This is a genomic window from Rhizobium sp. NZLR1 (assembly GCF_017357385.1).
In the GTDB taxonomy this organism is placed as follows: Bacteria; Pseudomonadota; Alphaproteobacteria; order Rhizobiales; family Rhizobiaceae; genus Rhizobium.
Window position 1 is genome coordinate 161,494 of record NZ_CP071634.1, and the last position, 23,562, is coordinate 185,055.

Below are 23,562 nucleotides of genomic sequence, written 5' to 3' on the forward strand. Positions count from 1 at the left end.
GCAGTTTAACTATTCATTAAGATAAGTTTTGAATGTTGTCACGCGCCGTAGTGAAACGGGGTTGAGCCGAGATAATCTCCGATCCGCCAAAATGCGCCTCTCACAAACCCTTGTTGTTCTACGAATGATCTCTCCTGGCCTGACACGGCATATACAACGGGCACTGCATTATACTTGGCGGTTGGGTTCTGATGAGAATGCTTGGCTCGAGCTTTTCACAACGAGAGCAAAGCTTCGCTTATCAGCGGGAGCGGTTAGAAGAGATACCGGCAGCGCAGGATCCGGGCATGTGGGATACGAAACGAGTTGAAGAAATCAGATAATGCGATCTGGCGGCCGGATTGAACTAGTAAAGAGGCGGCCTGAGATTGTGGTAATCTTCAGCCTGTTCGGCGATTGCGTCAGTGCCCGCTCGCCTTCGGCTGCAAGTCGGCATCCGTCAGTGTCCCCAAGAAGGCAACGATATCGTCGATCTCCGGATCGGTGAGGGCAGGTGCATCGCCCGGCTTCCTGCCGAAAGGCCGGTCCTGGTTGAGATTGGCCCAGTAGGCTTGCTGCAGGTCGTCATACTTACGGATCGTGCCGTCTGAATTTTTCGGATACCAGCGGCCGGGATCGCTGTCGCGGCTCGCGTAGAAGGAGACGACGTCGCGCAGCGTGTGGAAATAGCCGTTGTGGAAGAAGCTCTTTTTCAGCGCGACATTGCGCAGCGTCGGCGTGCGGAACAGGCCGCAATATTCGTTGTGTCCGGCGAGATCGCTACGCAGCGGGCCGCAGAGGCCGAGGTCGTGATAGTCGGGATCGGCGTTCGCCGGGATTGCCATGTTGCGGGGGGCGGCGAGCCCGAGGAAGCCGAAATCGGAAAAGAGCGGCGGCTCGCCGTCATTGGCCGGTTCGCTCAGATGGCAGCTCGAACAATTGCCTTTTTCCGGATCCTCGAACAGCTGCCGCCCGTGCAATTCCTGCGCAGTCAGCGTCGCCTTGCCGGCGAGAAAGGCGTCGTAGCGGCTGGAATAGGGATAAAAATCCGGGCCGCTTTGTTCGAAGGTGGCGAGCGCCTCGGCGACGGCATCGAAGGTATCCTCAGGATTGCCGAACACCGTCTCGCCGAACGCTGCCTTGATGGCATCGGCGCAGGCCGTCTTGCGCAGCTTGGCCGCCACCTCGGCTGCATCCTTGTTGCCCATCTCGAAGGGCGAGAGCAGCGGGATCTTCGCCTGCTCGGCGCCGTGATCGACCCGGCCATCCCAGGTCAGGCCGCCGGTGGGGCCGTTGTCGACGCTTTCGTCGCCCTCGTCCTCGGAATCGTAGTAATGCTCGGTGAACGCCGGCACCGCTTGCAGATAGCGCAGCGCCGGAACGGCGCGCAGGCCTGGCTGGTTCATTTCCTTGCCGCCCATCTCGACCGGCTTGGCCGATGCCGGGCCGAAGGCGTGAGCGGGATCATGGCAGGAGGCACAGGCCTGCAGGCCGGAGGCCGACAGCGAGGCGTCTGAGAACATCTTGCGGCCAAGCGCGGTCAGTGCCTCGGCCCGGGCGAAGGCCTCGGCGCGGGACATCGGGCCGGGATGTACGCGGAAAGCCGCCGCCGCGCTGCTTTGCCGCAGCGGCAGAATGGCCAGAGAGAGCGCTGCAGCAACGATTCCGACCGCCAAGGCGGACCGCGCAAGCCAGATGGTATTCGTCGTCATGATAAGGATTCCAATGACTTGGCATTCGTTTCCTTCATGATCGAACCTCGCTGCAACAAATTGATGACGGTCGTTTCCCCGCCGCCTTGTGACAGGCGCTTGTCACAAAGTTGATAGATGGCGGGAATAGCTTCGGGTCGCCCCGAGCGCCCCCGCTCCCTCTAGCCAACGCCGCCAGCCATGAGGTACCCCCGTGAAAAGACTGAAACTCCTTCACTCCATCTGTCTCGCCGGATCGGCGATGCTGCCGCTTGCCATGGCGACGGCCGCCCATGCGGCGCCCGCCGGTTACGATAAGATCGACAACATCGTCGTCATCTATGCCGAAAACCGCAGCTTCGATAATCTCTATGGCAGCTTTCCCGGCGCCGATGGCCTTGCCAATGTCAGTGCCGAGCAGGCCCGCCAGCTCGACCGCAACGGCCAGCCGCTCGCCGAACTGCCGCCGGCCTGGGGCGGCCTGACAGCCAAGGGCGTGACGCCTGCCGTCACCGAAGCACAGTCGGCCCATTTGGCCAATGCCAGCTTCGCGATCGACGATCCCAAGGGCTTTGCGCAGACGCCTTCGGTCGTCACCCGCGACCTCTGGCACCGTTTCTACCAGGAGCAGATGCAGATCGACGGCGGCAAGAACGACAAATTCGTCGCCTGGGCCGATTCCGGCGGCCTGGTCATGGGCCATTATGACGGCTCCATCCTGCCGATGTGGCAGGTGGCGAAGAAATACGTCATTGCCGACAATTTCTTCCAGGGCGCCTTCGGCGGTTCGTTCCTCAATCACTTCGCGCTGGTCTGCGCCTGCGCGCCCTATTACCCGGACGCCGACAAGAGCCCGGCCAAGCCGACCATCGCCAAGGTTGATGCCGATGGCACATTGCTTGTTGTGGCCGACAACGCCCCGAAGTCGGCGCTGGAAGGCGCACCGAAATTCGTCTCGGATGGCGCGCTGACGCCCGATTTCTACGCCGTCAACACCATGCAGCCGCCCTACCAGCCGAGCGCCAATCCGCCGGCCAAAGATGGCGATCCGGCCTATGCCGATCCCGCGGCGGCCACGACGCTGCCGCCGCAGCATGCGATTACCATCGGCGACCTCTTGTCGCTGAAAGGCGTCAGCTGGGCCTGGTATGGCGGCGCCTGGCAGGCAGCGCTCGACGGCAAGAATGCCACGCCGGTGCCGAACTTCCAGTTCCACCACCAGCCCTTCAACTATTTCGCCAATTTCGCGCCCGGCACGCCAGCGCGCGCTGAACATCTGAAAGACGGCGGCCTTGGCGGCGAGACCTTCCTCAAGGATATCGACGACGGCAAGCTGCCGGCGGTTTCCTTCTACAAGCCGCAGGGCAACCTCAACGAACATGGTGGTTATGCCGATGTCTCGAGCGGCGACCAGCATCTTGCCGATATCGTCTCCCACCTCGAGAAGAGTCCGCAATGGGGCCATATGCTGGTTGTCGTCACCTATGACGAGAATGGCGGTTTCTGGGATCACGTCGCGCCGCCGAAAGCCGACCGCTGGGGACCCGGCAACCGCATTCCGGCCTTCATCATCTCGCCCTTCGCCAAGGGCGGCACCGTCGATCACAGCCAGTACGACACGACGTCGATCCTCCGGCTGATCACGGCGCGCTACGATTTGCCGGTGCTGCCCGGCATCGTCACCCGCGACTAGGCGTTGCGCGACAACGGCAAGCCGCCGATGGGTGATCTCACGGCCGCGCTCGACCTGACGCATTGATCTGTCGCGAGCGGCCCCGGCTTCCACCGGGACCGCTCCCTCTGCATGTTTGCTGTTACCGGCGCAGCAGCGGCCGCAAGGCGGCCTGCGTTTCCTTCAGCAGCGGTAGGTACCGCTCCTTCATCTCCGCGGCCGGGACGAGCGCGGCCGGCGCGCCGATATTGATCGCCGCAACCGTTGCGCCGCTGTCGTTGTCGATCGGCACGGCAATCGAGCAGAGGCCGATCTCCAGTTCCTGGTCGATGATGGCGTAACCCTCTGTCCGCACTCGGCGGAACTCGGCGATCAGCTCGTCCGGATCGGTCCTGGTATTCACCGTGTTCTGCTTTAACTCGCTGCGGGCTAGGATGGCACGCGCCTCGTTTTCGCTAAGGGCGGCCAGCAGCACGCGGCCCATCGAGGCACAGTAGGCCGGCAGGCGGCTGCCGGGAGTGAGATTGATTGACATGACACGGCGCTGCGCGGCGCGGGCGATATAGACGATGTCGGTGCCATCGAGCACCGAGGCCGAGGCGCTCTGGCCGGCCCTTTCCGAAAGATGATCGAGATGCGGCTGCAACAGCGCCGGCAGTGGCGTGGCGGCGAGATAGGCATGTCCAAGCCGCAGGATCTTCGGCGTTAGCGTGAAGAACTTGCCGTCATAATCGGCATAACCGAGCTCGGCTAGCGTCAGCAGCGAGCGGCGCACGGTGGCGCGGTCGAGCTCCGTCAGCTTGGCGGCCTCGGCGATCGACAGCCGCTGGCGCGTTTCGCCGAAGGCCTCGATGACTTTCAGGCCGCGGGCAAAGCCGCTGACAAAATCCGTTTCGCGCATCGGGCGAGTTCTCCAATCGATCCATCCATTCTGTGCGATATACGAACAAAAGTCAAATAACGCACAAATTTCTTGCCGTCCGTCGCCTCGGGCTTTATGGCTGACGCTGGAGAACCTGATCTAGCCAAGGAGAAATCCCGCATGGACAAGACAGTCAGGAGCACGGCGGAGGCCGTCTCCGAGATCGGTGATGGCGCGACCGTCATGATTGGTGGTTTTGGTGGTTCGGGCGCGCCGATCGAGCTCATTCATGCCCTGATCGACAAGGGCGCCAAGGGCCTCACCGTGATCAACAACAATGCCGGCAACGGGCGCATCGGTATCGCTGCGATGATCGACGCCGGCATGGTCAGAAAGATGATCTGCTCTTTTCCGCGTTCGTCGGACCCACGCGCCTTCACCGACAGATATCTGGCCGGTCAAATCGAGCTCGAGCTGGTGCCGCAGGGAACGCTGGCCGAACGTATCCGCGCCGGCGGGGCCGGCATTCCGGCTTTTTATACGCCGACGGGCTATGGCACCGAACTTGCCGAGGGCAAGGTCATCGCCGAATTCGATGGCCGCCATTACGTGCAGGAGCGCTGGCTGAAGGCCGACTTCGCCATCGTCAAGGCTGAGATCGGCGATATCCAGGGCAATCTCACCTACAACAAGGCCGGCCGCAACTTCAATCCGCTGATGTGCATGGCGGCGGCGAAGACCATCGTCCAGGTCTCATCGATCGTGCCGGCCGGCGGCATCGATCCCGAGCATGTGGTCACCCCCGGCATCTTCGTCGACCGCGTCGTCGCTGTTATCAGTCCAAAGCAGGAAGAAGAGCTCATTCGAGCCGGAGTGGCCTACGTATGACCGTCAACACCCATCCCATCAATACAAGGGAAGACATCAAGCTTTCCAATGCGCAGATCGCCTGGCGCGCCGCACAGGACATCGCCGACGGCGCCTATGTCAACCTCGGCATCGGCTTTCCCGAAATGGTCGCCCGGTATCAGCCGCCCGGCCGCCAGGCGATCTTTCATACCGAAAACGGCATCCTGAATTTTGGCGAGCCGCCGCCTGAAGGCGAGGAGGATTGGGACCTGATCAACGCCGGCAAGAAGGCGGTGACGCTGAAGCCGGGGGCGGCCTTCTTCCATCATGCCGACAGCTTCGCCATGGTGCGCGGCGGCCATCTCGACGTCGCGATCCTCGGCGCCTACCAGGTCGCCCAAAGCGGCGATCTTGCCAATTGGCGGGTCGGCAGCAAGGGCGTGCCGGCCGTTGGCGGCGCCATGGATCTGGTGCACGGCGCCAAGCAGGTCTGCGTCATCACCGAGCACGTCACCAAGACCGGCGAGCCGAAGCTGGTGGAGAAATGCACCTTCCCGCTGACCGGTGTGGCCTGCATCACCCGCGTCTATACCAGCCATGCCGTCATCGACATTGTCGACGGACGCTTCGTCCTGCGCGAAAAGCTGGCTGCGATGTCGCAGGAGGAATTGCAGGCGATGACCGGTGCGCCGCTCCATATCGACGGGCCGGTTGCCGATCTCGTCGTCCCGGAACTATGAGGAAAAGCCATGACCGAAGCCTTTATCTGCGACTATATCAGGACGCCGATCGGCCGCTTCGCCGGCGCGCTGTCGCCGGTGCGGGCCGATGATCTCGGCGCCATCCCGCTGAAGGCGCTGATGGAACGCAATACCGCCGTCGATTGGGAAGCCGTCGACGACGTGATTTTCGGTTGTGCCAACCAGGCGGGCGAAGACAACCGCAATGTCGCCCGCATGTCGGCGCTCTTGGCCGGCCTGCCGATCGCTGTCCCGGGCACCACGATCAACCGGCTCTGCGGCTCCGGCATGGATGCGGTGATGACAGCTGCACGCGCCATCCGCGCCGGCGAGGCCGAGCTGATGATTGCAGGCGGCGTCGAGAGCATGTCGCGGGCGCCCTTCGTCATGCCGAAGGCCGAGACGGCCTTTTCGCGCGCCGCCGAACTCCACGACACGACCATCGGATGGCGCTTCGTCAACCCGCTGATGAAGAAGCAGTATGGCGTCGATTCGATGCCGGAGACCGGCGAGAACGTCGCCGAGGATTATCATGTCAGCCGCGAGGACCAGGATGCCTTTGCGGTGCGCAGTCAGGCGAAGGCCGCCGCCGCCCAGGCGAGCGGCCGGCTGGCCAAAGAGATCGTCCCGGTGACCATCCCGCAGCGCAAGGGCGAAGCCGTCATCGTCGACAAGGACGAACATCCGCGGGCGACGACGATCGAGACGCTGGCGAAACTCGCCACCCCTTTCAAGAGGGAAGGCGGCACGGTGACCGCCGGCAATGCCTCCGGCGTCAATGACGGCGCGGCGGCGCTGATCGTCGCTTCGGAAGCGGCGGCGCGAAAATATGGCCTGACGCCAATCGCCCGCATCCTCGGCGGCGCGGCCGCAGCCGTTCCGCCACGGTTGATGGGCGTCGGACCGATTCCGGCCTCGCGCAAGCTGATGGCCCGGCTTGGCATGAGCCAGGAACAGTTCGACGTCATCGAACTCAACGAGGCCTTCGCAAGTCAGGGGCTGGCGGTGCTGCGGGCGCTCGGCATTGCCGATGACGATCGGCGGGTCAATCGCAATGGCGGCGCGATCGCGCTCGGCCATCCCCTCGGCATGTCGGGTGCCCGCATCACCGGCACGGCGGCGCTGGAGCTCCTGGAGACCGGCGGAAAATATTCGCTGTCGACGATGTGCATCGGCGTCGGCCAGGGGATTGCGATCGCGCTCGAAAGGGTTTGAGGCCGGTCGAAGAGGGGGCTTGTGGCGGTTCACCGGCAACCCTCGACCAGTTGCGCGCCATATCAGCCTTCTGTAGAAATCGGCCATGCTGATCCGACCCGCAGACCAAGACGATCGAAACGCCATCTGGAGGATCATCGGCCCGACGATCCGAGCCGGCGAGACCTATGCGCTCGATCGCGATCTCCCCGAAGCCGATGCGCTCGCCTACTGGATGGGGCCGGACCGCGAGACCTTCGTCGCCGAGGAGGATGGCGTGATCCTCGGCACCTATTACATCAAGGCCAATCAGTCCGGCGGCGGGCGCCATGTCTGCAATTGCGGCTACATGACCGATGCTGCCGCCAGCGGCCGCGGCGTCGCGCGCCTGATGCATGAACATTCCCTGCAGCACGCCCGCGCCCGGGGCTTTCGCGCCATGCAGTTCAATTTCGTCGTCAGCAGCAACCGCCGCGCCGTCCAGCTCTGGCAATCCCTCGGCTTCGACATCGTCGGCCGCCTTCCCGGCGTCTTCCTTCATCCCACAGAGGGGTATGTCGAAGCACTGGTGATGTTTCGTACTCTGTAGAACTGCCCGCCGAAAAAAGATGTGAGCGCGCTGTCGAAATCGCAGCGGTTCAAACGTCTTTAGATCGCAGACGCGAAGTGCGGTAAGCTTGCCGCATGCGTCGCGATCACTCTGTCGGCATGGAGGTTATGAAGCCATGAGTGTTTCCTATCGTTGGGTCATCGTCGCCTTGGGCGCATTGATGTCGTGCGTGGCCATCGGCGCGATGTTCTCGCTGGCGATTTTTCAGGAACCGATCGCGACAGCGACCGGCTGGTCGCATGTCGGCATCGCCAGCGCGATGACGCTGAATTTTATCGTCATGGGCTTCGGCGGTTTCCTCTGGGGTGCGGCCAGCGACCGCTTCGGTCCGCGCATCGTCGTGATGATCGGCTCGGTGCTGCTTGGCCTGGCGCTGGTGCTGGCCAGCCGCGCCGAGACGCTGCTGCAGTTTCAGCTGACCTATGGCATCCTCGTCGGATTGGCCGCCAGCACCTTCTTCGCACCGATGATCGCGGCGACCATCGGCTGGTTCGACGAAAATCGTGGGCTTGCGGTATCGCTCGTTTCCGCCGGCATGGGCGTCGCGCCGATGACGATCTCGCCTTTCGCGCGCTGGCTGATCTCGGCCTATGAATGGCGGCCGGCGATGTTAATCATCGGCATTGCAGCGTGGGTGCTGCTCGTGCCGGCCGCCCTGCTGGTCAGGCGCCCACCGGCCGAGGCCGCCGATACCGGCGCCGAATTCACTGTTGACGGCGCCCAGCCGCAGCTCTCGAAAGTCTTCCGGTCGCCGCAATTCATCGTGCTCGGCCTGACCTTCTTTGCCTGCTGCGCGGCGCATTCCGGGCCGATCTTCCACATGGTGAATTATGCGACGATCTGCGGCGTCGCCCCGATGGCGGCCGTCAGCATCTACAGCGTCGAGGGTCTGGCGGGCCTCGGCGGCCGGCTGCTCTATGGCAGCCTTGCCGACAGGATCGGGGTGAAGCCGGTTCTGGTCGCCGGCCTGCTGGTGCAGGCGGCAGCCCTTGCGACCTATCTTTTCGTCAGCCAGCTGACCGAATTCTATGCGCTCGCCATCGTCTTCGGCAGCGCTTATGGCGGTGTGATGCCGCTCTATGCGGTGCTGGCGCGGGACTATTTCGGGCCGCGCATCCTCGGCACCGTCTTCGGCGCAGCGACGATGCTTTCCAGCCTCGGCATGGCCTTCGGCCCCCTCATCGGCGGCTGGATATTCGACACGTTCGCCAATTATTCCTGGCTGTTCATCGGCTCGGCGATGGTCGGGCTCGGGGCCGCGGCCATCGCCCTGGCATTCCCGCCTCTCGTGCGCCAAAAGCCGCAGCCGGCCTTAGGTCTGGCTCCGTGACAAGATCCTGATCGGCTCTCACAGCAACTTCGGGCGGCCGTCGGTGACGCCCGCCCGCCGCCAGGGCAAATCAGATCTCCTGATTTCGTGCATTGCCCTTCGCCGATTTCGGCTGATAGACTTCCCCAATCTGTTTCATCACCTATGTCCTTGGTTTTTCGGGAGGCTGTCTTAGCCATGGTAGAACTTGCGCAATCGCTCGCATCGATCAAATTGCCGGATCTCGCCGGCAAGGCCGTGCTGATCACCGGCGCCTCGACCGGCATCGGGGCGGCGCTCGCCCGCGCTTTTGCGGCTCAAGGGGCCAAGGTTGGCATCCACTACAATGCCAGCCGCGAGCCGGCGGAGGCGCTTGGCGAGGAGATCCGCGCTGCCGGCGGCACCGTGCATCTGATCCAGGGCGACGTGTCGCGCGAGGGTGAGACCGAGCGCGTCGTCGAGGAGACGGCAAAGACCTTCGGCCACCTCGACGGCCTTATCAACAATGCCGGCGGCATGTTGGGGCGCAAGCCGACGTCGGAATATACCGACGCGCATTATGCGGCGGTGATGGATCTCAACGCCCGCTCGGTGCTGGCGGCAACGCGCGCCGCCCATCCCTGGCTGAAAAAACAGGGTGGCTTCATCATCAACACCACCTCGATCGCCGCCCGCAATGGCGGCGGCAACGGGGCGATCCTCTATGCGGCATCGAAGGGCTTCGTCTCGACGATCACCCGCGGCCACGCCAAGGAATTCGTCGCCGACAGGATCCGCGTCAATGCCGTGGCGCCTGGAGTCATCGCCACGCCGTTCCACGAGCGTTATACCAATGACGAGCAGATGGAACTGCAGCGCAAGTCGATCCCGATGGGTTTCGTCGGCACATCGGAGAATTGCGTCGGCGCCTATCTCTTCCTCGCCTCGCCGACGCTGTCCGGCTACATCACCGGCCAGATCATCGAGGTGAATGGCGGCCAGTTGATGCCGTAAGCGCACCCTCCGGCCGGCAACACCGTTGCCTTTTCCCATTCATGAGGGAACTTTAGAACCGCCATTACGTTTCCCGCTTGGTCTTTTCATTGAGCGGGGCATCATGAGCTTTTCATTTTCGGAACTCGACTTCCTCAAGCCGGAGCTGGGGGCAGAGTATACGGGTTCCGGTACCCATTTCGCCGTTTTCTCGGCTCATGCGGAACAGATAGAGCTCTGCCTCTTCTCCCCCGATGGAAAAAATGAAATCGCCCGGATGCCGCTACCGAAACGCGAGGGCGACATCTGGTCCGGGTATGTCGCCGGGGTCGGGCCGGGCACCGTCTACGGCTATCGCGCCCATGGCCCCTATGACCCCAACGCCGGCCATCGTTTCAATGCCAACAAGCTTCTGCTCGACCCCTATGCCAAGCAGGTAACGGGCGACTTGCAATGGGACGACGCGCTGTTCGGCTATCAGATCGGCGAGGACGACCTTTCCTTCGACGATCGCGACAGCGCGCCTTTCACGGTCAAGGGCGTGGTCCAGGATCCGGACTTCGATTGGGCGGGTGAAGAGGCGATCCGCCGACCCTGGCCCGACACCATCATCTACGAGGCGCATGTGCGCGGCCTGACGATGACGCATCCGAAGGTGCCCGACCGACTGCGCGGCACCTTTCTCGGCATGTGCAGCGATCCGATCATCGACCACCTCGTCAAGCTCGGCATCTCGGCGATCGAGCTGCTGCCGATCCAGTATTTCCTCGATGATCGTTATCTCCTCGAAAACAACCTCAAGAACTATTGGGGCTACCAGACGCTCGGCTTCTTCGCGCCGCAATCGCGCTACATGTCCGGCGACAAGATCACCGAGATCAAGACCATGGTGCGGAAGTTCCATGCCGCCGGCATCGAGGTCATCATGGATGTGGTCTACAACCACACCGCCGAGGGCAGCGAGAAAGGGCCGACATTGTCCTTCCGCGGGCTCGACAACGCCAGCTACTACATTCTCTCGCCCGACGATCCCCGCCATACTTTCGATACGACTGGCACCGGCAATACGCTGAATGTCGCCCATCCGATGGTGATGCGCATGGTGCTCGACAGCCTGCGCTACTGGGTTGGCGTCATGCATATCGACGGCTTCCGCTTCGATCTTGCCAGCACGCTCGGGAGGCAGGACCTGGAATTCGACCGCCAGGGCGGCTTCTTCGGCGCCATCCGGCAGGATCCGATTCTCTCAGGCGTCAAGCTGATCGCCGAACCCTGGGATATCGGCGAGGGCGGCTACCAGGTCGGGGGCTTCCCGCATCCCTTCCGTGAGTGGAACGACAAGTTTCGCGACGACGTGCGCCGTTTCTGGAAGGGCGATGGCGGCATGGTGTCGGAGGTGGCGGCGCGCGTCACCGGCTCGGCGCCGCAGTTCAATCATTCCGATCGGGGCGCCACCTCTTCGATCAATCTCCTGTCGGCCCATGACGGCTTCACGCTGACGGATACGGTGTCCTTCGACGACAAGCACAATGAGGCGAATGGCGAGGACAACCGCGACGGCCATTCGGACAATCATTCCGACAATATGGGCGCCGAAGGCGCAACCGACAATGCCGAAATCAATGCCGCGCGGACGCGGCGTCGGCGCAACATGATTGCGACGCTGATGCTTTCCCAAGGCGTGCCGATGATTCTCGCCGGTGACGAGCTCGGCAACAGCCAGGGCGGCAACAACAACGCCTATTGCCAGGACAATGAAATCGGCTGGACGGGCTGGGAAGGGCTCGACGATCCCTTCCTCGATTTCTGCCGGCAGGCCGTCGCCTTCCGCAAGGCGCATCCGGTCCTGCGGCAGGAGCGGTTCCTGACCGGCGAGACCAGCGAGGACGGGCGCATCGAGATCGCATGGTACAAGCCGGACGGCAACTTCATGGACGACGACGCCTGGAACGACGACGGATTGCAAGTGCTCGGCGTCTATCTCTCAAGGAGCGCACTTGCACCGGAAACCGAGGTGATGGACGACCTTTTCCTCGTCTTCAATGCCGGCGGCGATTGCGAAATACACCTGCCCGAGGTGAACGGGCTGGAACACTGGTCGCGGATCCTCGACACCGGGACAGAGACCAACGCTTTCGAGGTGCACGAGCAGGACAATCCGGTCATCGTCTATGCCCAGAGCGTCGCCGTCTTTGCGCCGACAGGCCAGACCCAACCGCCGGAGGGGGCGACCAAGGCCCAGCGCCGCCGCTGGTTCCAGTTCGGTCGCAGGAGCAAGTAGCAGGTCGCAGAGAAGATGAATGCCGAAGCCATCACCGAACTTGGTCTCGTCTATGTCAGCGATACCGAACCAGGCATCCGCAGACGAAGGAAGGGCAAGGGCTTCAGCTATGTGATGCCCGACGGCACGACGCTTGCCGATGAATTGCAGCGGGCGCGCATCGGCGCGCTTGGTCTGCCGCCGGCCTATGAGAATGTCTGGATCTGCCTCTACGAAAACGGCCATCTGCAGGCGACGGGCATTGATGCGCGCGGGCGTAAGCAATATCGCTATCACAAGGAATGGCAGTCTTTCCGCAGTGCCGGGAAATTCCATCAGCTGATCGAGTTCGGCCGGGCGCTGCCGAAGATACGCCGCACTGTGCTGCGCCATCTCGACACCGGCACCGAGGATGTCAACGGCGTGCTGGCGGCCCTGACGACGCTGCTCGACGAGGCGCACTTGCGCGTCGGCAACCAGGCCTATGTCAGGGAAAACGGCACCTATGGCGCAACGACGCTGCTCAAGCGGCACTTGAAGATCGTCGACGGGCAGATCGAGCTGAAATTCCGCGCCAAGGGCGGCAAGCGCGTCCAGCGCAGTCTCAAACATCCCAGGCTGCAGAAGATCCTGGAGGAGATCGCGGACCTGCCCGGCCGCCAGCTTTTCGTCTGGAAGGATGAAAACGCTGCGCTGAAGCCGATCGATTCCGGCCGGCTGAACGCCTATCTGGCCGAGATATCGGGAATCCCGATTTCCGCGAAAACCTTCCGCACCTGGGCAGGGTCGCTGGCGGCCTTCGGAGCGGCGCGCGAGGCGATTGTCTGTGGTTCCAGGCCGACGGTAAAGCAGATGTCGGAGGCCTCGGCAGAGGCACTGCACAACACGCCGGCGATCTCGCGCTCGAGCTATATCCATCCGGCGATCATCGCGCTCGCCGGCAATGATCATCCGCTGATCGAGAGCAGCAACGAGCCGCTGCGGGGCTTGCGGGCCGAGGAAAACAGGCTACTTGATTTTCTCACACGCGAGATTGAGGAATGAGCCCGAAAAATCCATCCGCATCCGACGTCGTGCTGACCCATCCCGACCGGCTGTACTGGCCGGACGAGGGTGTGACCAAGCAGGCGCTCGCGGACTATTATGCGGCGGTCTGGCCATTCATGGCGCCTTATCTCGTCAATCGGCCCCTGGCGCTGCTGCGTTTGCCGGACGGAATAAAGGGCCACCAGCGGTTTTTCCAGAAACATGCCTGGAAGGGCATGAATCCTCATATCGAGGAGATCGCCGATCCGCAGGAAACGGACGGCGAAAAGCTGTTGCGCATCGCCGATTTCAACGGCCTGGTGGCGCTGGTGCAATCGGCCGCGCTCGAAATTCATCCCTGGGGCGTAACGACCGATCATTGGGAAAAGCCGGATATGATCACCATGGACCTCGATCCCGGCGAGGACGTCGCCTGGAGCGCGGTGATTTCGGCAGCGCTTGACGTGAAGGCGCGACTGGAAGCGCGGGGCCTTGCCGCCTTCGTCAAGACATCAGGCGGCAAGGGACTGCATGTTGTGTCGCCGCTCGCGGCGAAGGCCGGCTGGGCCGAGGTGAAGGATTTTGCCCATTCACTTGCAGAAAGCATGTCGGCTGACGCGCCGGAAAAATATCTGTCGACCGCGACGAAGGCCAAACGCGGCGGGCACATCTATATCGATTATCTTCGCAACGGCCGCGGCAGCACGGCGGTCGCGGCCTATTCGACGCGGGCACGACTGGGGGCTCCGGTTTCGATGCCGCTCGATTGGTCTGATTTGAACGAAGTCAGCGGCCCGGCCGCCTTCACGCTTGCCAACGTGCCGCAGCAAATGAAGACCCGGCCGAAGGACCCATGGGGCGATTTCTTCGATGCGGCCATGCCGCTGGAATGAACCGCTCTTCACTCACCCCGCGCTGTCGAGCTCGGGATAATGCCGGAAAATCCCGTCCTCGTTGAAGGCCAAGCGGCGAGGCGAAGCGAGATAGCGGGCGATGTTCGGACGCTTTTCCACTCGATCATGCAGGGCCAGCAGCGCCGGGTATTCCGCCTTGCGCTTCGCCATGGCTTTCGGAAACGCATAGATCAGGCCCTCGATTATCTGGAAGAGCGAGAGGTCGACATAGGTGAGCGCATTTCCCACAATATGGTCGAGGCCGTCAGGGTTCTGCCGCAGAACACGCTCGAAATAACCAAGGAATTTCGGAATGCGATCGCGGATGAAGGCGGCGGAGCGGGCTTTCGCCTCTTGCTTCTGATCCTCGTAGTAAAGCGACGTGTCGATCGGGTGATGCGTATCATGCACCTCGGCGACGAAATCGGTGATGGTGAGCTGCAACCCGTTGGCGACATGGCGAAGGCCTTCGTCCTCAGGCGCAAGGCCGAGTTTCGGGCCGAGGTAAAACAGGATGTTGGCGACATGCGGGATAATCAGGTCGCCGTCCTTCAGGAAAGGCGGGGCGAAGGGAATATGCGGTTCGCTTTCGCTATCCATGAGGGCGAACATGGCGTCCGTCCCCCGCGTAGGCTCGCGGGTGACGTCGACATAGTCGGCGCCGGCTTCCTCAAGCGCCAGCCGGACGAATTCGCCGCGGCCTTGCAGGCCGTCCCAATAATAAAGCTCGTATGCCATGGTGCTCATTTCTTCGGTTGACGATCGAAGTCTTTTCGCAGTTCGTCCTTGGCTTTTTCAAGGGTGCCGCGCCGCTTTTTCGTCAGCTGGTCGCCGGCGCGGTTGATGTAGAAGGTCAGCATCGACATGGCCGCCCGGAACGGGCTCGACTTGCGCCGATGGCTCTCCTCGGACGAGTGCTTGACGGAGCGGGCGATCTTCTTCGGATCGTCCGATTTGAACACGCCTTCCTTCAGGTCCATGGCATCGCTGTGTTCAGTGACATCTCGCGACCATTTTTTCTTCGACTTGGCCATGTCTAAAATCCTTTGTCGGATGCGGCCGGCGGCAGATCACCGCCAGTCGCACCTTTTGTTAGTGGTGGCTGTGGTGTTCATGACGCTCGCGCGTCGCGGCCGCCTTCTTCGCCGAAGCTGACCGTTCCTCCTTCGAGCGCGCGGCGGATGCAGCGCCGCCGATGTGACCACCCTTTTGGGCGGAGCCGTGCGTATCCGTCTTGCCGCGGCCGGAACCGGATTTATTGCCGCCGCCGCTTTCCTTGTTGACCGTCGCCCAGGCACGCCGCTCAGCCTCTCTCTCGGAGACGCCGCGATCTTCGTAGCCCTCCTCGATGTGCTCGGCCTTGCGCTTCTGCGTGTCGGTATAGGCGGATTTGTCACCTCTCGGCATCGTCGCCTCCTCTGGTGTGCACAGGGATCAAACTGGTGCTGAGGCCGAAAGTTCCGGCGGTAGGGTGGCTCGGATATCGGAACGAAAGCCGCGTTCGCTCCATTCCAGATGGGAAAACCGCCCACAAACAGGAGCCGAGAACATGGAAAACCACATCGTCAAAGCCGATGGAAACGGCGCGATCGACGTCAACGGCCAAGTGTCACCGGTTACCTATACCGTCAGCCTCAAGGAGCACTCCTACGAGGTCGACATCCGCCTGATGGCGCCGCGTGACTGGTTGCTGCAAAGAGGTTTCGAGCGGGATGCCGTTCTGGTCAGCCAGAGCGGCGCGCGTATTCCCGTCTATCACGATGGTGCCAACCATCACGACAGCGGCCGCCTTGATCCCGCCGACACGATCTCGATCGAACTGACGGCGCGCGACGACAGCTGCACCAGTGAGGTGGATCTGATGCGCAAATATCCCGAATTCGACGGCGCCGCTCTTGCGTAAAACGAGCTGGGAGGATGCCTGCGACCTGTTATTTTCGATAGAGCTTTTGCGATGCAGCGAAGGCACGGCCAATGTCGAAGGAGCGCGGCTGCACCGGTGCGCGGGGATCGCGGAAAATCAGCCCGACGAGATTGTCGACGACAAGGATGAAGCCGAGCGCGAGACCGAGGTAGAGCAGTGCGGCGATGATGAGGAGCGACATCTCCATCCCTCTAGACGAGCGCGGTCGAAGAGCGGCCGCTGGCTGCGACGAGCGGGACGGAGAGGATATCGGACTGGCCGTCGTTCATGGCAACTTCCCCGGTTTCGCCATAAACAACCGGTGTATGTTCTGGTTCCCGGTTAACGGGCGAGGGCTCAACTTTTTTGGGAAGCTTCAAAACTTGCAGCGTCATCCGGCCTCTGTTCACCCCGCGTGGAAGCCCACCTTCCAATTCCATATAGCGCAACTAATTCAATCTTATGACGAAAACCATCAAAGGGCGCCGCGACGACGCCCTTTTTTAATCCAAGTGCTCGGTATTCAGGTTCAGAGCGCCGTTTTGCGGCTCGCGGTCCGTTTCGGCGCCGGTGTCACGACGCCGTTGGTCTTGCTGCCGGCGACGCTGCGCTTCGCCTTGGGCTTGACTTCCTTCCCATCGGAAGAGGCAGCAGAGCCTTCGAGCGCTTCGCGCTCGTGTCGTGCCTGTTCCCAATGGATGGATTCTCGCCCGGTCGGATAGCCCTCTTCTTCCCAGAGGGCATATGCACGCTTTTTGATCCACTCGTCTCGAGTTTCTGCCATCGCTGATCTCCAGTCACATGATGCGGTCGTTCGAACGCGATACTGCCTGGATGGTTCCAGATGAACGGAGCTGTTTCAAGCGAAATCGCCCCCACAACCGGAAATATTTCGCAATGCAGCATAATAGGGTTGAGAAGAGGCGCTCAGCGCGCCCCAAACTCCGCCGCCTTGTGCAGATCTGACACGAACTCCAGCCGCAGCCTGTGCCGTTCTGCCTCGTCGCGAATGCGCAAGAGATAGGAGGGGTGGATGGTGACCAGCACAGGCGAATGGTTTGCCGGCTGCAGAATATGGCCGCGCGCCGGCGTCAGCTTCACCTTCGGCCCGAGCAGCGCATAAACCGCGCTTGCGCCGAGCGCCACGACGAGTTTCGGTTGCAGGATGTTGAGCTCGGCGCCGAGCCACCAGGCGCAACGCCGGATCTCGCCGGCATTGGGTTTTGCATGCAGCCGCCGTTTGCCCCGCGGCGTGAACTTGAAGTGCTTGACGGCATTGGTGACATAGCAGCGCTGGCGGTCGAGACCCGCCTCTTCCAGACAGTGATCGAGCAACTGGCCGGCGGGACCGACAAAGGGCTTTCCGGTCAGATCCTCCCGATCGCCCGGCTGTTCGCCGACGAGGACGATCTCGGCTTTCCCTGGCCCTTCGCCGAAGACGATCTGCGTGGCGTTCCTGTAGAGATCACAGCGGGTGCAGCCTTCGGCCTGATGCCGCAGTTCGGCAATGCTGTCGGCATCGGCGACATCGAGCGCCAGGGCAGGACCGACGGTTGCGGCTATGTTCATGATGGCGATCCTCATCTCCTTGGGATCAATCGATCTGTGCCGGGATGGTTCCTGCCCTCGCGATTGATCTCGCCAGCCTGGAAAATGATCACCGCGAAAAATTTCGCGTCATGGGAGAGAGCCGGCGCGATTGAACGCTGCCGTTTCGCGGCTATATTGGCCAGCGATGTTCTATCTCCTGTCGACCTACTGGCCGCATATCCTCTTTGTTGTTTCGATCGCCATGGGGGCCGCGGCGGCGATCCATGCTGCCATGACCAAGGAGGAGGTGCGTGCGGCGATCGGCTGGGTCGGCGTCATCATCCTGTCGCCGATCATCGGTGCGGTGCTCTATGCGATTGCCGGCATCAACCGTATCCGCCGCAAATCGCTGAGCATCCGCCGCGACGCGCTGCTGCTTGCGGCCGAAATCGACGAGTTGGAGACGTTCGATGCCGAGGCCGAGACGGTGATCAGCCAGTTCGGCCGCCGCTTTGCGGCGCTGCAGACGCTCGGTGACCGGGTGACGCGCAATCCGCTGACCTCAGGCAATACGATCGACGTGCTGGAGACCGGCGACGAGGCCTATGCGGCGATGAAATCGATCATCGACGAGGCGGCGCGCAGCATCCTGCTTGAAACCTATATTTTCGACCGCGACGTCGTCGGCCTTCGCATCGCCGATGCGCTGATTGCGGCGGTAAAGCGCGGCGTCGAGGTCCGGGTGCTGATCGATGCGGTCGGAGCGCGTTATTCGGTGCCGAGCATTCTCGGCCATCTCCGGGAGGGCGGCGTCACCGTCGCCGTCTTCAACGGCAACGTCATCATGGGCTTGCGGCTGCCCTATGCCAATCTGCGCACCCACCGCAAGATCCTGATCGGAGACGGGAAGATCGCGCTGACAGGCGGAATGAACATCCGCGCGGGTTTCAGCGAGGAGGCGACGGGTGAGAGTTTTGCTCACGACACGCATTTCAGCGTCACCGGCCCAGTGGTTGCCGACCTTTTCGATCTTGCCGCCGAAGACTGGCGCTTTTCCACGCAGGAGCTGTTGAACGGCGAGGCCTGGCGCATCGAACCGCCGCAGCGCAGCCCCGGCGATCCGATCCTGATGCGCGTCGTCGCCTCCGGGCCGGATCGCAGCGTCGAGACCAACCACAAGATGCTGATGGGCGCCTTTTCCGTGGCGCGCCAATCGATCCGCATCATGTCGCCCTATTTCCTGCCGGACCGCGAACTGATCAGCGCCCTGGTGACGGCTGCGCGGCGCGGCGTCGAAGTCGATATCGTCGTTCCCTCAGTCAACAACCTGGTGCTGGTCGACCGGGCGATGACGGCGCAATTCGATCAGATCCTCAAGAATTACTGCCGCATCTGGCGCTCGACCGGCAACTTCAGCCATTCGAAGCTGCTGACGATCGACGGCACCTGGGCCTATGTCGGCTCTTCCAATCTCGATCCGCGTTCGCTGAGGCTGAATTTCGAGGTCGATCTCGAAGTGCTGAACGAGGGTTTTGCCGGCGAGATCGACGAGCATATCGAGGAAACCCTGAAATCGGCAACGCTGGTGACGCTGGACGGTTTGCGGGCGCGACCCTTCCCGGTGCGGTTGCTCGAGAAGGTGCTATGGCTGGGCTCACCCTATCTCTGAAGGATTATTTGTGATCGGACATGGCAAGTTCCCGTTGCCCTCCTATACTGCGGAGAGAAGCCCTTTTTGATCAACGGAATGACTGCGCCTTCCGATGCACGCCAGAAAAGTCAATCTTCCCGCCAGCATTCTCGCTTCGATCAGGAGCAGGAAAAAGCGGCTCGACCCGGCCTATACGGAGACAAGACCGCGCAGCGCCGGAACGCTGATCGCCTCCTATAACGTGCACAAGTGCATCGGCACCGACCGTCGCTTCGATCCGGAGCGTACCAGCCGGGTGATTCATGAAATCGGTGCCGACGTCATCGCCCTGCAGGAGGCCGATACGCGCTTCGGCGAGCGCACCGGCATTCTCGATCTCGGCCGGCTGGAACGGGAAACCGGGCTGATCCCGGTGCCGATTGCGGGCATGGCCAAGGCGCATGGCTGGCACGGCAATGTCGTGCTCTTCAAGAAGGGGCTGGTGCATGACGTGCACCAGGTCAAGCTGCCGGGGCTGGAGCCGCGCGGCGCGCTGGTCGCCGAAATCGAGCTCGAAGAGGGCGGGGTGCTGCGCATCATCGCCGCGCATTTCGGCCTGCTGCGCCATAACAGAGCCCAGCAGGCCCGAATGCTGGTCGACCTCATCAACGACAGGCAGGAGATGCCGACCATCCTGCTCGGCGACCTCAACGAATGGCGGCTCGGCGACCGCTCGTCCCTCAACACCTTCCAATCCGCCTTCGGAGAACTGCCGCCTGCCGTCCCCAGCTTCCCCGCCGGCCTGCCGCTCCTCGCCCTCGACCGCATCATCGCCAACCGCAAGGGGATCATCTCGGAGGTGGAAGCGCATGACACGCCGCTGGCGCGTATTGCCTCGGATCATCTGCCGATCAAGGCGCTGATCGATCTGGGGCCGGCAGCCGGCGGCTAAGTGCGAAATTCCCGCAGCAGAATCCGCTACCGGCGCTGCGTTGTAGTTGTTTCCAGCGCAAAGTCGCGGTATTGGTGCAGAGGTCGGCCAAGCAATGCAGTCAGGCGCGCCACATCGCCGGCCTCGGGAAGCATCCCGTCGGTCATAAATCGTTCGCCCATCAGACGCATGTCGTAGGCCATCCAGGCTGGTACGAACTGCTTCAGATTCTGCTCGAAGCCTTCAGTGTTGTCGCCGCCGTAGTTGATCGAGCGGGCAAGCACGTCTGACCAGATGGCGGCAATATCCGTTCCGGTCAACACCTGTGGGCCGACAAGGTTAATCCGGTCGATTGGGAGCGGCTCTGAGGCATTTTCACGACGCAGCAGCTCAAGGGCAGCAATTTCGGCGATATCACGAACGTCGATCATGGCAAGGCCTTTGGGGCCGATCGGCATCGTGTAAGCGCCGTACCCGGTAATGACGTCCTTCACCATCAGATCGTTCTGCATGAAGTAGGCCGGACGGAGGATTGTGGCCTTGAAATCCATCTGCTCGATCATTCGCTCGACGCTGAACTTGCCAGCGAAATGCGGTACGTTCACGTAGACGTCGGCATGGATCACGGAGAGGTAGACGATGCGCTCGATGCCAGCCGATCGGGCGACGTTCAGCGCGATGAGGGCCTGCGTGAATTCGTCCGGCACGACCGCGTTCAAAAGGAACAAGGTGGAAACGCCGGACATGGCGGTGCGTAGCGAATCGACATCGAGAAAGTCACCCTGGACGACGGACACACCGTCCGGAAACGTGGCTTTCGATGGGTCGCGAGCGAGGGCGCGAACATCCGCACCGCGCTTGACAAGGTGTTCGACGACTTGACGGCCAATGTTGCCTGTAGCGCCGGTAACGAGAATAGTCATAGGGTTTCTCCTGTTAAATTGATTGACATGTCCAATGTGTGTGGTTCACTGACGGTGCGATAGACGGATAATTTGGACACACTATCTCACTGATGGGACACCTATGGATCTTCTTGCGCTTGCTGATTTTAATTTAGTCGCCCGCCACGGGGGGGTCGGCAAAGCCGCAAGAGCGACCGGAAGGCCCAAAGCAACACTGTCCCGCCGCGTCGCAGAGTTGGAAAGCAGCCTTGACCTTCGGCTGTTTGAGCGGGGCGCGCGGAACCTCAAACTGACCGAAGAGGGGCGTGCGCTTTTCGAGCGGACAGGGAGATTGCTCGCCGAACTCGACGAGACCACGTCGGCGATCGCATCCGGCGGCCAAACACCCAAAGGAAAGCTGCGCATTAGTGCGCCTGTGCTTTTTTCTCAGAGCGCGATGGGTAAAATCGCAGCTCAATTCGCACTGAAATATCCCGAGGTACGGCTGGAGGTCACATCCGAGGATCGACCTGTCGACATGATCGAGGAAGGTTACGATCTGGTCATTCGGGTCAATCCAGATTCTGATGAAAGCCTGATCGGGCGAGCATTTCTTCGGGATCGGCTTGTCGTCGTAGCAAGCCCCGACCTGCCGCGTCCAACAAAAGATTCTGTCGCTCCTGGCGTCATACGTGGGGCGGGCGAGCAACAAACATGGCGCCTGAAGACACCCAATGGTCTCTCCTCGATTTCAATCGATCCTGTACTCGGTCTCGCATCTCTTATCATGGTCAGGGATGCGGCACGTATCGGTGTCGGTGCGGCACGTCTTCCTATCTCGTTGGTGGCGCAAGATATCACTGACGGGAGGTTGGTGAATTGGGGCGATTTCGACGGTCCCGAGATAGCCTTATGGACGTTGTATCCCTCTCGCCGACTGCTAAGCCCAAAAGTCTCCGCGTTCCTGGATTTTCTAAAACAGGCTTTTCCAAACGGAACACCTGACGAACTGGCCGCCTTTATCGCCAGATGATGAGAGGGCAGCTTTCGGGCCTGAATGTCGTTCAGACCATAATTGCCCACTGCTTAATAATAAGACTAAACGCGTTGCAGAAGCGGTTAATACAGACATCGTCCAATCTGAGTGAGACTTTCAGAGGCGTACTTCGTCCCGAATCCTATCCCCTAAGGGGGCACACTTCACCAGCAGATAATCAGACAATGTCGAGCATGCCAACTGGTGGCTAGCGCCACGGTCTGCCGAATCAAAGGCACGCCTGAAGACGATGTGTCTCTTCTGCGAGACGGACTGTCCCATTGCGACGACTTGTGGCTCAAATTTTGGACTCATATCTTTCACCCCAGAAGGAGATCCACATGAACAATTCGCCTGATTTCGAACCCACCGATCCAAACACTACACCGCTTGCCACCGGCCGGGCCTTACGTCTTCAAGCCTATGGCGGGCCCGAATCCCTGACAGTCGATAGGGTATCCTCGCCCGAGCCGGGCCCGGGCGAGGTCTTGGTGTCGGTCAAGGCCGCCGCAGTAAACGGCATCGACTGGAAAATCCGTGAAGGCTATCTCCGCGAGCGCTTCAAGCTAACCCTGCCCGCGACGCTTGGCATCGAAATGGCCGGCGTCGTGCTTCGGACCGGCCACGGCGTCACAGGCGTGAAGGCTGGGGATCGGGTCATGGCCGCCCTCGGTGGCGTCGGAGCCTACGCCGACCATCTTGTCATCGAGGCCGGCAAACTCGTCCAGACCCCGGAGGGCCTGTCTGACGTCCAGGCTGCAGCTATCCCAGTGGCCTCTATGACGGCTTGGCATGTCATTCAGGCCGCGGATCTCGACCTGTCTGGACAGCGGGTGCTGATTCAGGGTGCGGCTGGCGGGGTGGGCGGCTTTGCCGTTCAGTTCGCCAAATCGGCGGGAGCGTTCGTCTATGCCACTGCCTCGACCACAAGCCTTCTGCATGTGGAAGCCCTGGGTGCAGACGAGGTGATCGATTACCGCCATCAGACCCTGGAGCACCTCACAGGCAAGATCGACTTCGTCGTCGATCTGGTCGGCGGCAAGGTTCTGGACCCATCTTGGGCGCTGTTGTCATCTAACGGCCTGCTCGTGAGCATCGCGGCACCAGACGTCGCATCGCGTGCGCCGGATGGTCGGCGGGGCGTCTTTCTGTCGAATAAGCCCGACACCTCGCGTCTGGCTGCCATCGCTCAGCAGGTCGACGCGGGCACTTTGCAATCGACAATCGCCGAGGTAGTCGGGTTCGATGATCTTGCCTCTGCAATCGAGCGCAATCGTACCGGCCACGCGCCGGGTAAGATCGTCGCAGACCTCACCCGCTGATTACTATTCTCGCGCTCTTCATTCCGACTGAGGCCCTACATCCTTACCGGAAGGCGTTCTCATGAGCGACGCCGTGTTCAAGCCCATCCTCTACCTGCTGCATGGCTGCCCCCTTCTGGGTGATTCTCCCGATCTCCGAATATCTTACGAGGGTTTTTTCGAAAGTTCTCCAATATTGTCCGGAAATTCTGAGCAACTCGACACCAACAACACCCCTTGACGCCTCCCCCACTTTGAGAAATGCTAAGATGTCAGACCAATTCAAGAGC

Annotated in this window: 24 protein-coding genes and 1 pseudogene; 15 read left to right on the forward strand and 10 right to left on the reverse strand. The window is 61.7% G+C overall.

The features are described from left to right. Positions 1 to 401: 401 nt before the first annotated feature. Entirely contained in the window at positions 402 to 1,691 is a 1,290-nt protein-coding gene (locus tag J3O30_RS27370; RefSeq protein WP_207585548.1) for a cytochrome c peroxidase, read from the reverse strand. A 193-nt stretch (positions 1,692 to 1,884) separates the two neighbouring features. Between J3O30_RS27370 and J3O30_RS27375 the strand changes: the two are divergent. After that, a pseudogene (locus tag J3O30_RS27375) lies at positions 1,885 to 3,429 on the forward strand (acid phosphatase). Between the two features lie 55 nt (positions 3,430 to 3,484). On the opposite strand, the gene J3O30_RS27380 reads toward J3O30_RS27375, so the two are convergent. Continuing rightward, a complete protein-coding gene (locus J3O30_RS27380; protein WP_207585549.1) occupies positions 3,485 to 4,243 on the reverse strand; it encodes an IclR family transcriptional regulator C-terminal domain-containing protein in 759 nt (252 codons plus the stop codon). Between the two features lie 141 nt (positions 4,244 to 4,384). On the opposite strand from J3O30_RS27380, the gene J3O30_RS27385 reads away from it, so the two are divergent. From J3O30_RS27385 to ligD, 9 genes are all read left to right on the forward strand, one after another. Continuing rightward, a complete protein-coding gene (locus tag J3O30_RS27385; protein WP_207585550.1) occupies positions 4,385 to 5,092 on the forward strand; it encodes a 3-oxoacid CoA-transferase subunit A in 708 nt (235 codons plus the stop codon). Continuing rightward, positions 5,089 to 5,793, forward strand: coding sequence for a CoA transferase subunit B (locus J3O30_RS27390; protein ID WP_207585551.1), 705 nt, complete (start codon positions 5,089 to 5,091; stop codon positions 5,791 to 5,793). The genes J3O30_RS27385 and J3O30_RS27390 overlap by 4 nt, the downstream gene beginning before the upstream one ends. 9 nt (positions 5,794 to 5,802) lie before the next feature. After that, a complete protein-coding gene (gene pcaF / locus J3O30_RS27395) occupies positions 5,803 to 7,008 on the forward strand; it encodes a 3-oxoadipyl-CoA thiolase (RefSeq protein ID WP_207585552.1) in 1,206 nt (401 codons plus the stop codon). An 85-nt stretch (positions 7,009 to 7,093) separates the two neighbouring features. Further along, positions 7,094 to 7,576, forward strand: coding sequence for a GNAT family N-acetyltransferase (locus tag J3O30_RS27400; protein WP_207585553.1), 483 nt, complete (start codon positions 7,094 to 7,096; stop codon positions 7,574 to 7,576). Between the two features lie 136 nt (positions 7,577 to 7,712). Next, on the forward strand, positions 7,713 to 8,927 hold the full coding sequence (locus tag J3O30_RS27405) for an MFS transporter (RefSeq protein ID WP_207585554.1): 1,215 nt from the start codon (positions 7,713 to 7,715) through the stop codon (positions 8,925 to 8,927). Between the two features lie 177 nt (positions 8,928 to 9,104). Further along, positions 9,105 to 9,899, forward strand: a complete 795-nt coding sequence (locus tag J3O30_RS27410) for an SDR family NAD(P)-dependent oxidoreductase (RefSeq protein ID WP_207585555.1) — start codon at positions 9,105 to 9,107, stop codon at positions 9,897 to 9,899. 103 nt (positions 9,900 to 10,002) lie between these two features. After that, entirely contained in the window at positions 10,003 to 12,159 is a 2,157-nt protein-coding gene (gene glgX / locus J3O30_RS27415) for a glycogen debranching protein GlgX (RefSeq protein ID WP_207585556.1), read from the forward strand. A gap of 15 nt (positions 12,160 to 12,174) precedes the next feature. Continuing rightward, positions 12,175 to 13,182, forward strand: a complete 1,008-nt coding sequence (locus J3O30_RS27420; RefSeq protein ID WP_207585557.1) for a DNA topoisomerase IB — start codon at positions 12,175 to 12,177, stop codon at positions 13,180 to 13,182. Next, positions 13,179 to 14,057 (forward strand): non-homologous end-joining DNA ligase, encoded by an 879-nt coding sequence (ligD, locus tag J3O30_RS27425; protein WP_207585558.1) that lies wholly within the window; start codon positions 13,179 to 13,181, stop codon positions 14,055 to 14,057. The genes J3O30_RS27420 and ligD overlap by 4 nt, the downstream gene beginning before the upstream one ends. Positions 14,058 to 14,069: 12 nt before the next feature. Here ligD and J3O30_RS27430 read toward each other — a convergent pair whose 3' ends face one another. The 3 genes from J3O30_RS27430 to J3O30_RS27440 are packed head-to-tail and all read right to left on the reverse strand — an operon-like array spanning position 14,070 to position 15,464. After that, positions 14,070 to 14,795, reverse strand: coding sequence for a glutathione S-transferase (locus J3O30_RS27430; protein WP_207585559.1), 726 nt, complete (start codon positions 14,793 to 14,795; stop codon positions 14,070 to 14,072). Positions 14,796 to 14,800: 5 nt separating this feature from the next. Then, the gene (locus tag J3O30_RS27435) at positions 14,801 to 15,091 is read right to left on the reverse strand and encodes a DUF3175 domain-containing protein (RefSeq protein ID WP_207585560.1); all 291 of its coding nucleotides are present in this window, start codon (positions 15,089 to 15,091) and stop codon (positions 14,801 to 14,803) included. 58 nt (positions 15,092 to 15,149) lie between these two features. Next, entirely contained in the window at positions 15,150 to 15,464 is a 315-nt protein-coding gene (locus J3O30_RS27440) for a plasmid stabilization protein (protein WP_207585561.1), read from the reverse strand. A 142-nt stretch (positions 15,465 to 15,606) separates the two neighbouring features. Here J3O30_RS27440 and J3O30_RS27445 point away from each other — a divergent pair, with 142 nt between their 5' ends. After that, positions 15,607 to 15,960, forward strand: coding sequence for a hypothetical protein (locus tag J3O30_RS27445; RefSeq protein ID WP_207585562.1), 354 nt, complete (start codon positions 15,607 to 15,609; stop codon positions 15,958 to 15,960). A 28-nt stretch (positions 15,961 to 15,988) separates the two neighbouring features. Here the strand turns inward: J3O30_RS27445 and J3O30_RS27450 are convergent, their stop codons facing one another. The 4 genes from J3O30_RS27450 to J3O30_RS27465 all read right to left on the reverse strand — a co-directional run bounded on the left by J3O30_RS27450 (position 15,989) and on the right by J3O30_RS27465 (position 17,529). After that, on the reverse strand, positions 15,989 to 16,162 hold the full coding sequence (locus J3O30_RS27450; protein WP_207585563.1) for a hypothetical protein: 174 nt from the start codon (positions 16,160 to 16,162) through the stop codon (positions 15,989 to 15,991). A 10-nt stretch (positions 16,163 to 16,172) separates the two neighbouring features. After that, on the reverse strand, positions 16,173 to 16,355 hold the full coding sequence (locus J3O30_RS27455) for a hypothetical protein (protein WP_207585564.1): 183 nt from the start codon (positions 16,353 to 16,355) through the stop codon (positions 16,173 to 16,175). A gap of 134 nt (positions 16,356 to 16,489) precedes the next feature. Further along, on the reverse strand, positions 16,490 to 16,744 hold the full coding sequence (locus tag J3O30_RS27460) for a DUF2934 domain-containing protein (protein WP_003574663.1): 255 nt from the start codon (positions 16,742 to 16,744) through the stop codon (positions 16,490 to 16,492). Between the two features lie 143 nt (positions 16,745 to 16,887). Beyond that, the gene (locus J3O30_RS27465) at positions 16,888 to 17,529 is read right to left on the reverse strand and encodes a UdgX family uracil-DNA binding protein (protein WP_207585565.1); all 642 of its coding nucleotides are present in this window, start codon (positions 17,527 to 17,529) and stop codon (positions 16,888 to 16,890) included. A gap of 166 nt (positions 17,530 to 17,695) precedes the next feature. On the opposite strand from J3O30_RS27465, the gene J3O30_RS27470 reads away from it, so the two are divergent. Further along, complete coding sequence (locus tag J3O30_RS27470; protein WP_207585626.1) at positions 17,696 to 19,159, forward strand: phosphatidylserine/phosphatidylglycerophosphate/cardiolipin synthase family protein; 1,464 nt, start codon at positions 17,696 to 17,698, stop codon at positions 19,157 to 19,159. A 94-nt stretch (positions 19,160 to 19,253) separates the two neighbouring features. Continuing rightward, positions 19,254 to 20,072, forward strand: a complete 819-nt coding sequence (locus J3O30_RS27475; RefSeq protein WP_207585566.1) for an endonuclease/exonuclease/phosphatase family protein — start codon at positions 19,254 to 19,256, stop codon at positions 20,070 to 20,072. Positions 20,073 to 20,098: 26 nt separating this feature from the next. Here J3O30_RS27475 and J3O30_RS27480 read toward each other — a convergent pair whose 3' ends face one another. Next, a complete protein-coding gene (locus J3O30_RS27480) occupies positions 20,099 to 20,974 on the reverse strand; it encodes an NmrA/HSCARG family protein (protein ID WP_207585567.1) in 876 nt (291 codons plus the stop codon). 103 nt (positions 20,975 to 21,077) lie between these two features. On the opposite strand from J3O30_RS27480, the gene J3O30_RS27485 reads away from it, so the two are divergent. Together J3O30_RS27485 and J3O30_RS27490 are read left to right on the forward strand one after the other, a co-directional pair. Further along, entirely contained in the window at positions 21,078 to 21,968 is an 891-nt protein-coding gene (locus tag J3O30_RS27485; RefSeq protein WP_207585568.1) for a LysR family transcriptional regulator, read from the forward strand. 344 nt (positions 21,969 to 22,312) lie between these two features. Continuing rightward, complete coding sequence (locus J3O30_RS27490; protein WP_207585569.1) at positions 22,313 to 23,293, forward strand: NADP-dependent oxidoreductase; 981 nt, start codon at positions 22,313 to 22,315, stop codon at positions 23,291 to 23,293. Positions 23,294 to 23,562: the final 269 nt, after the last annotated feature.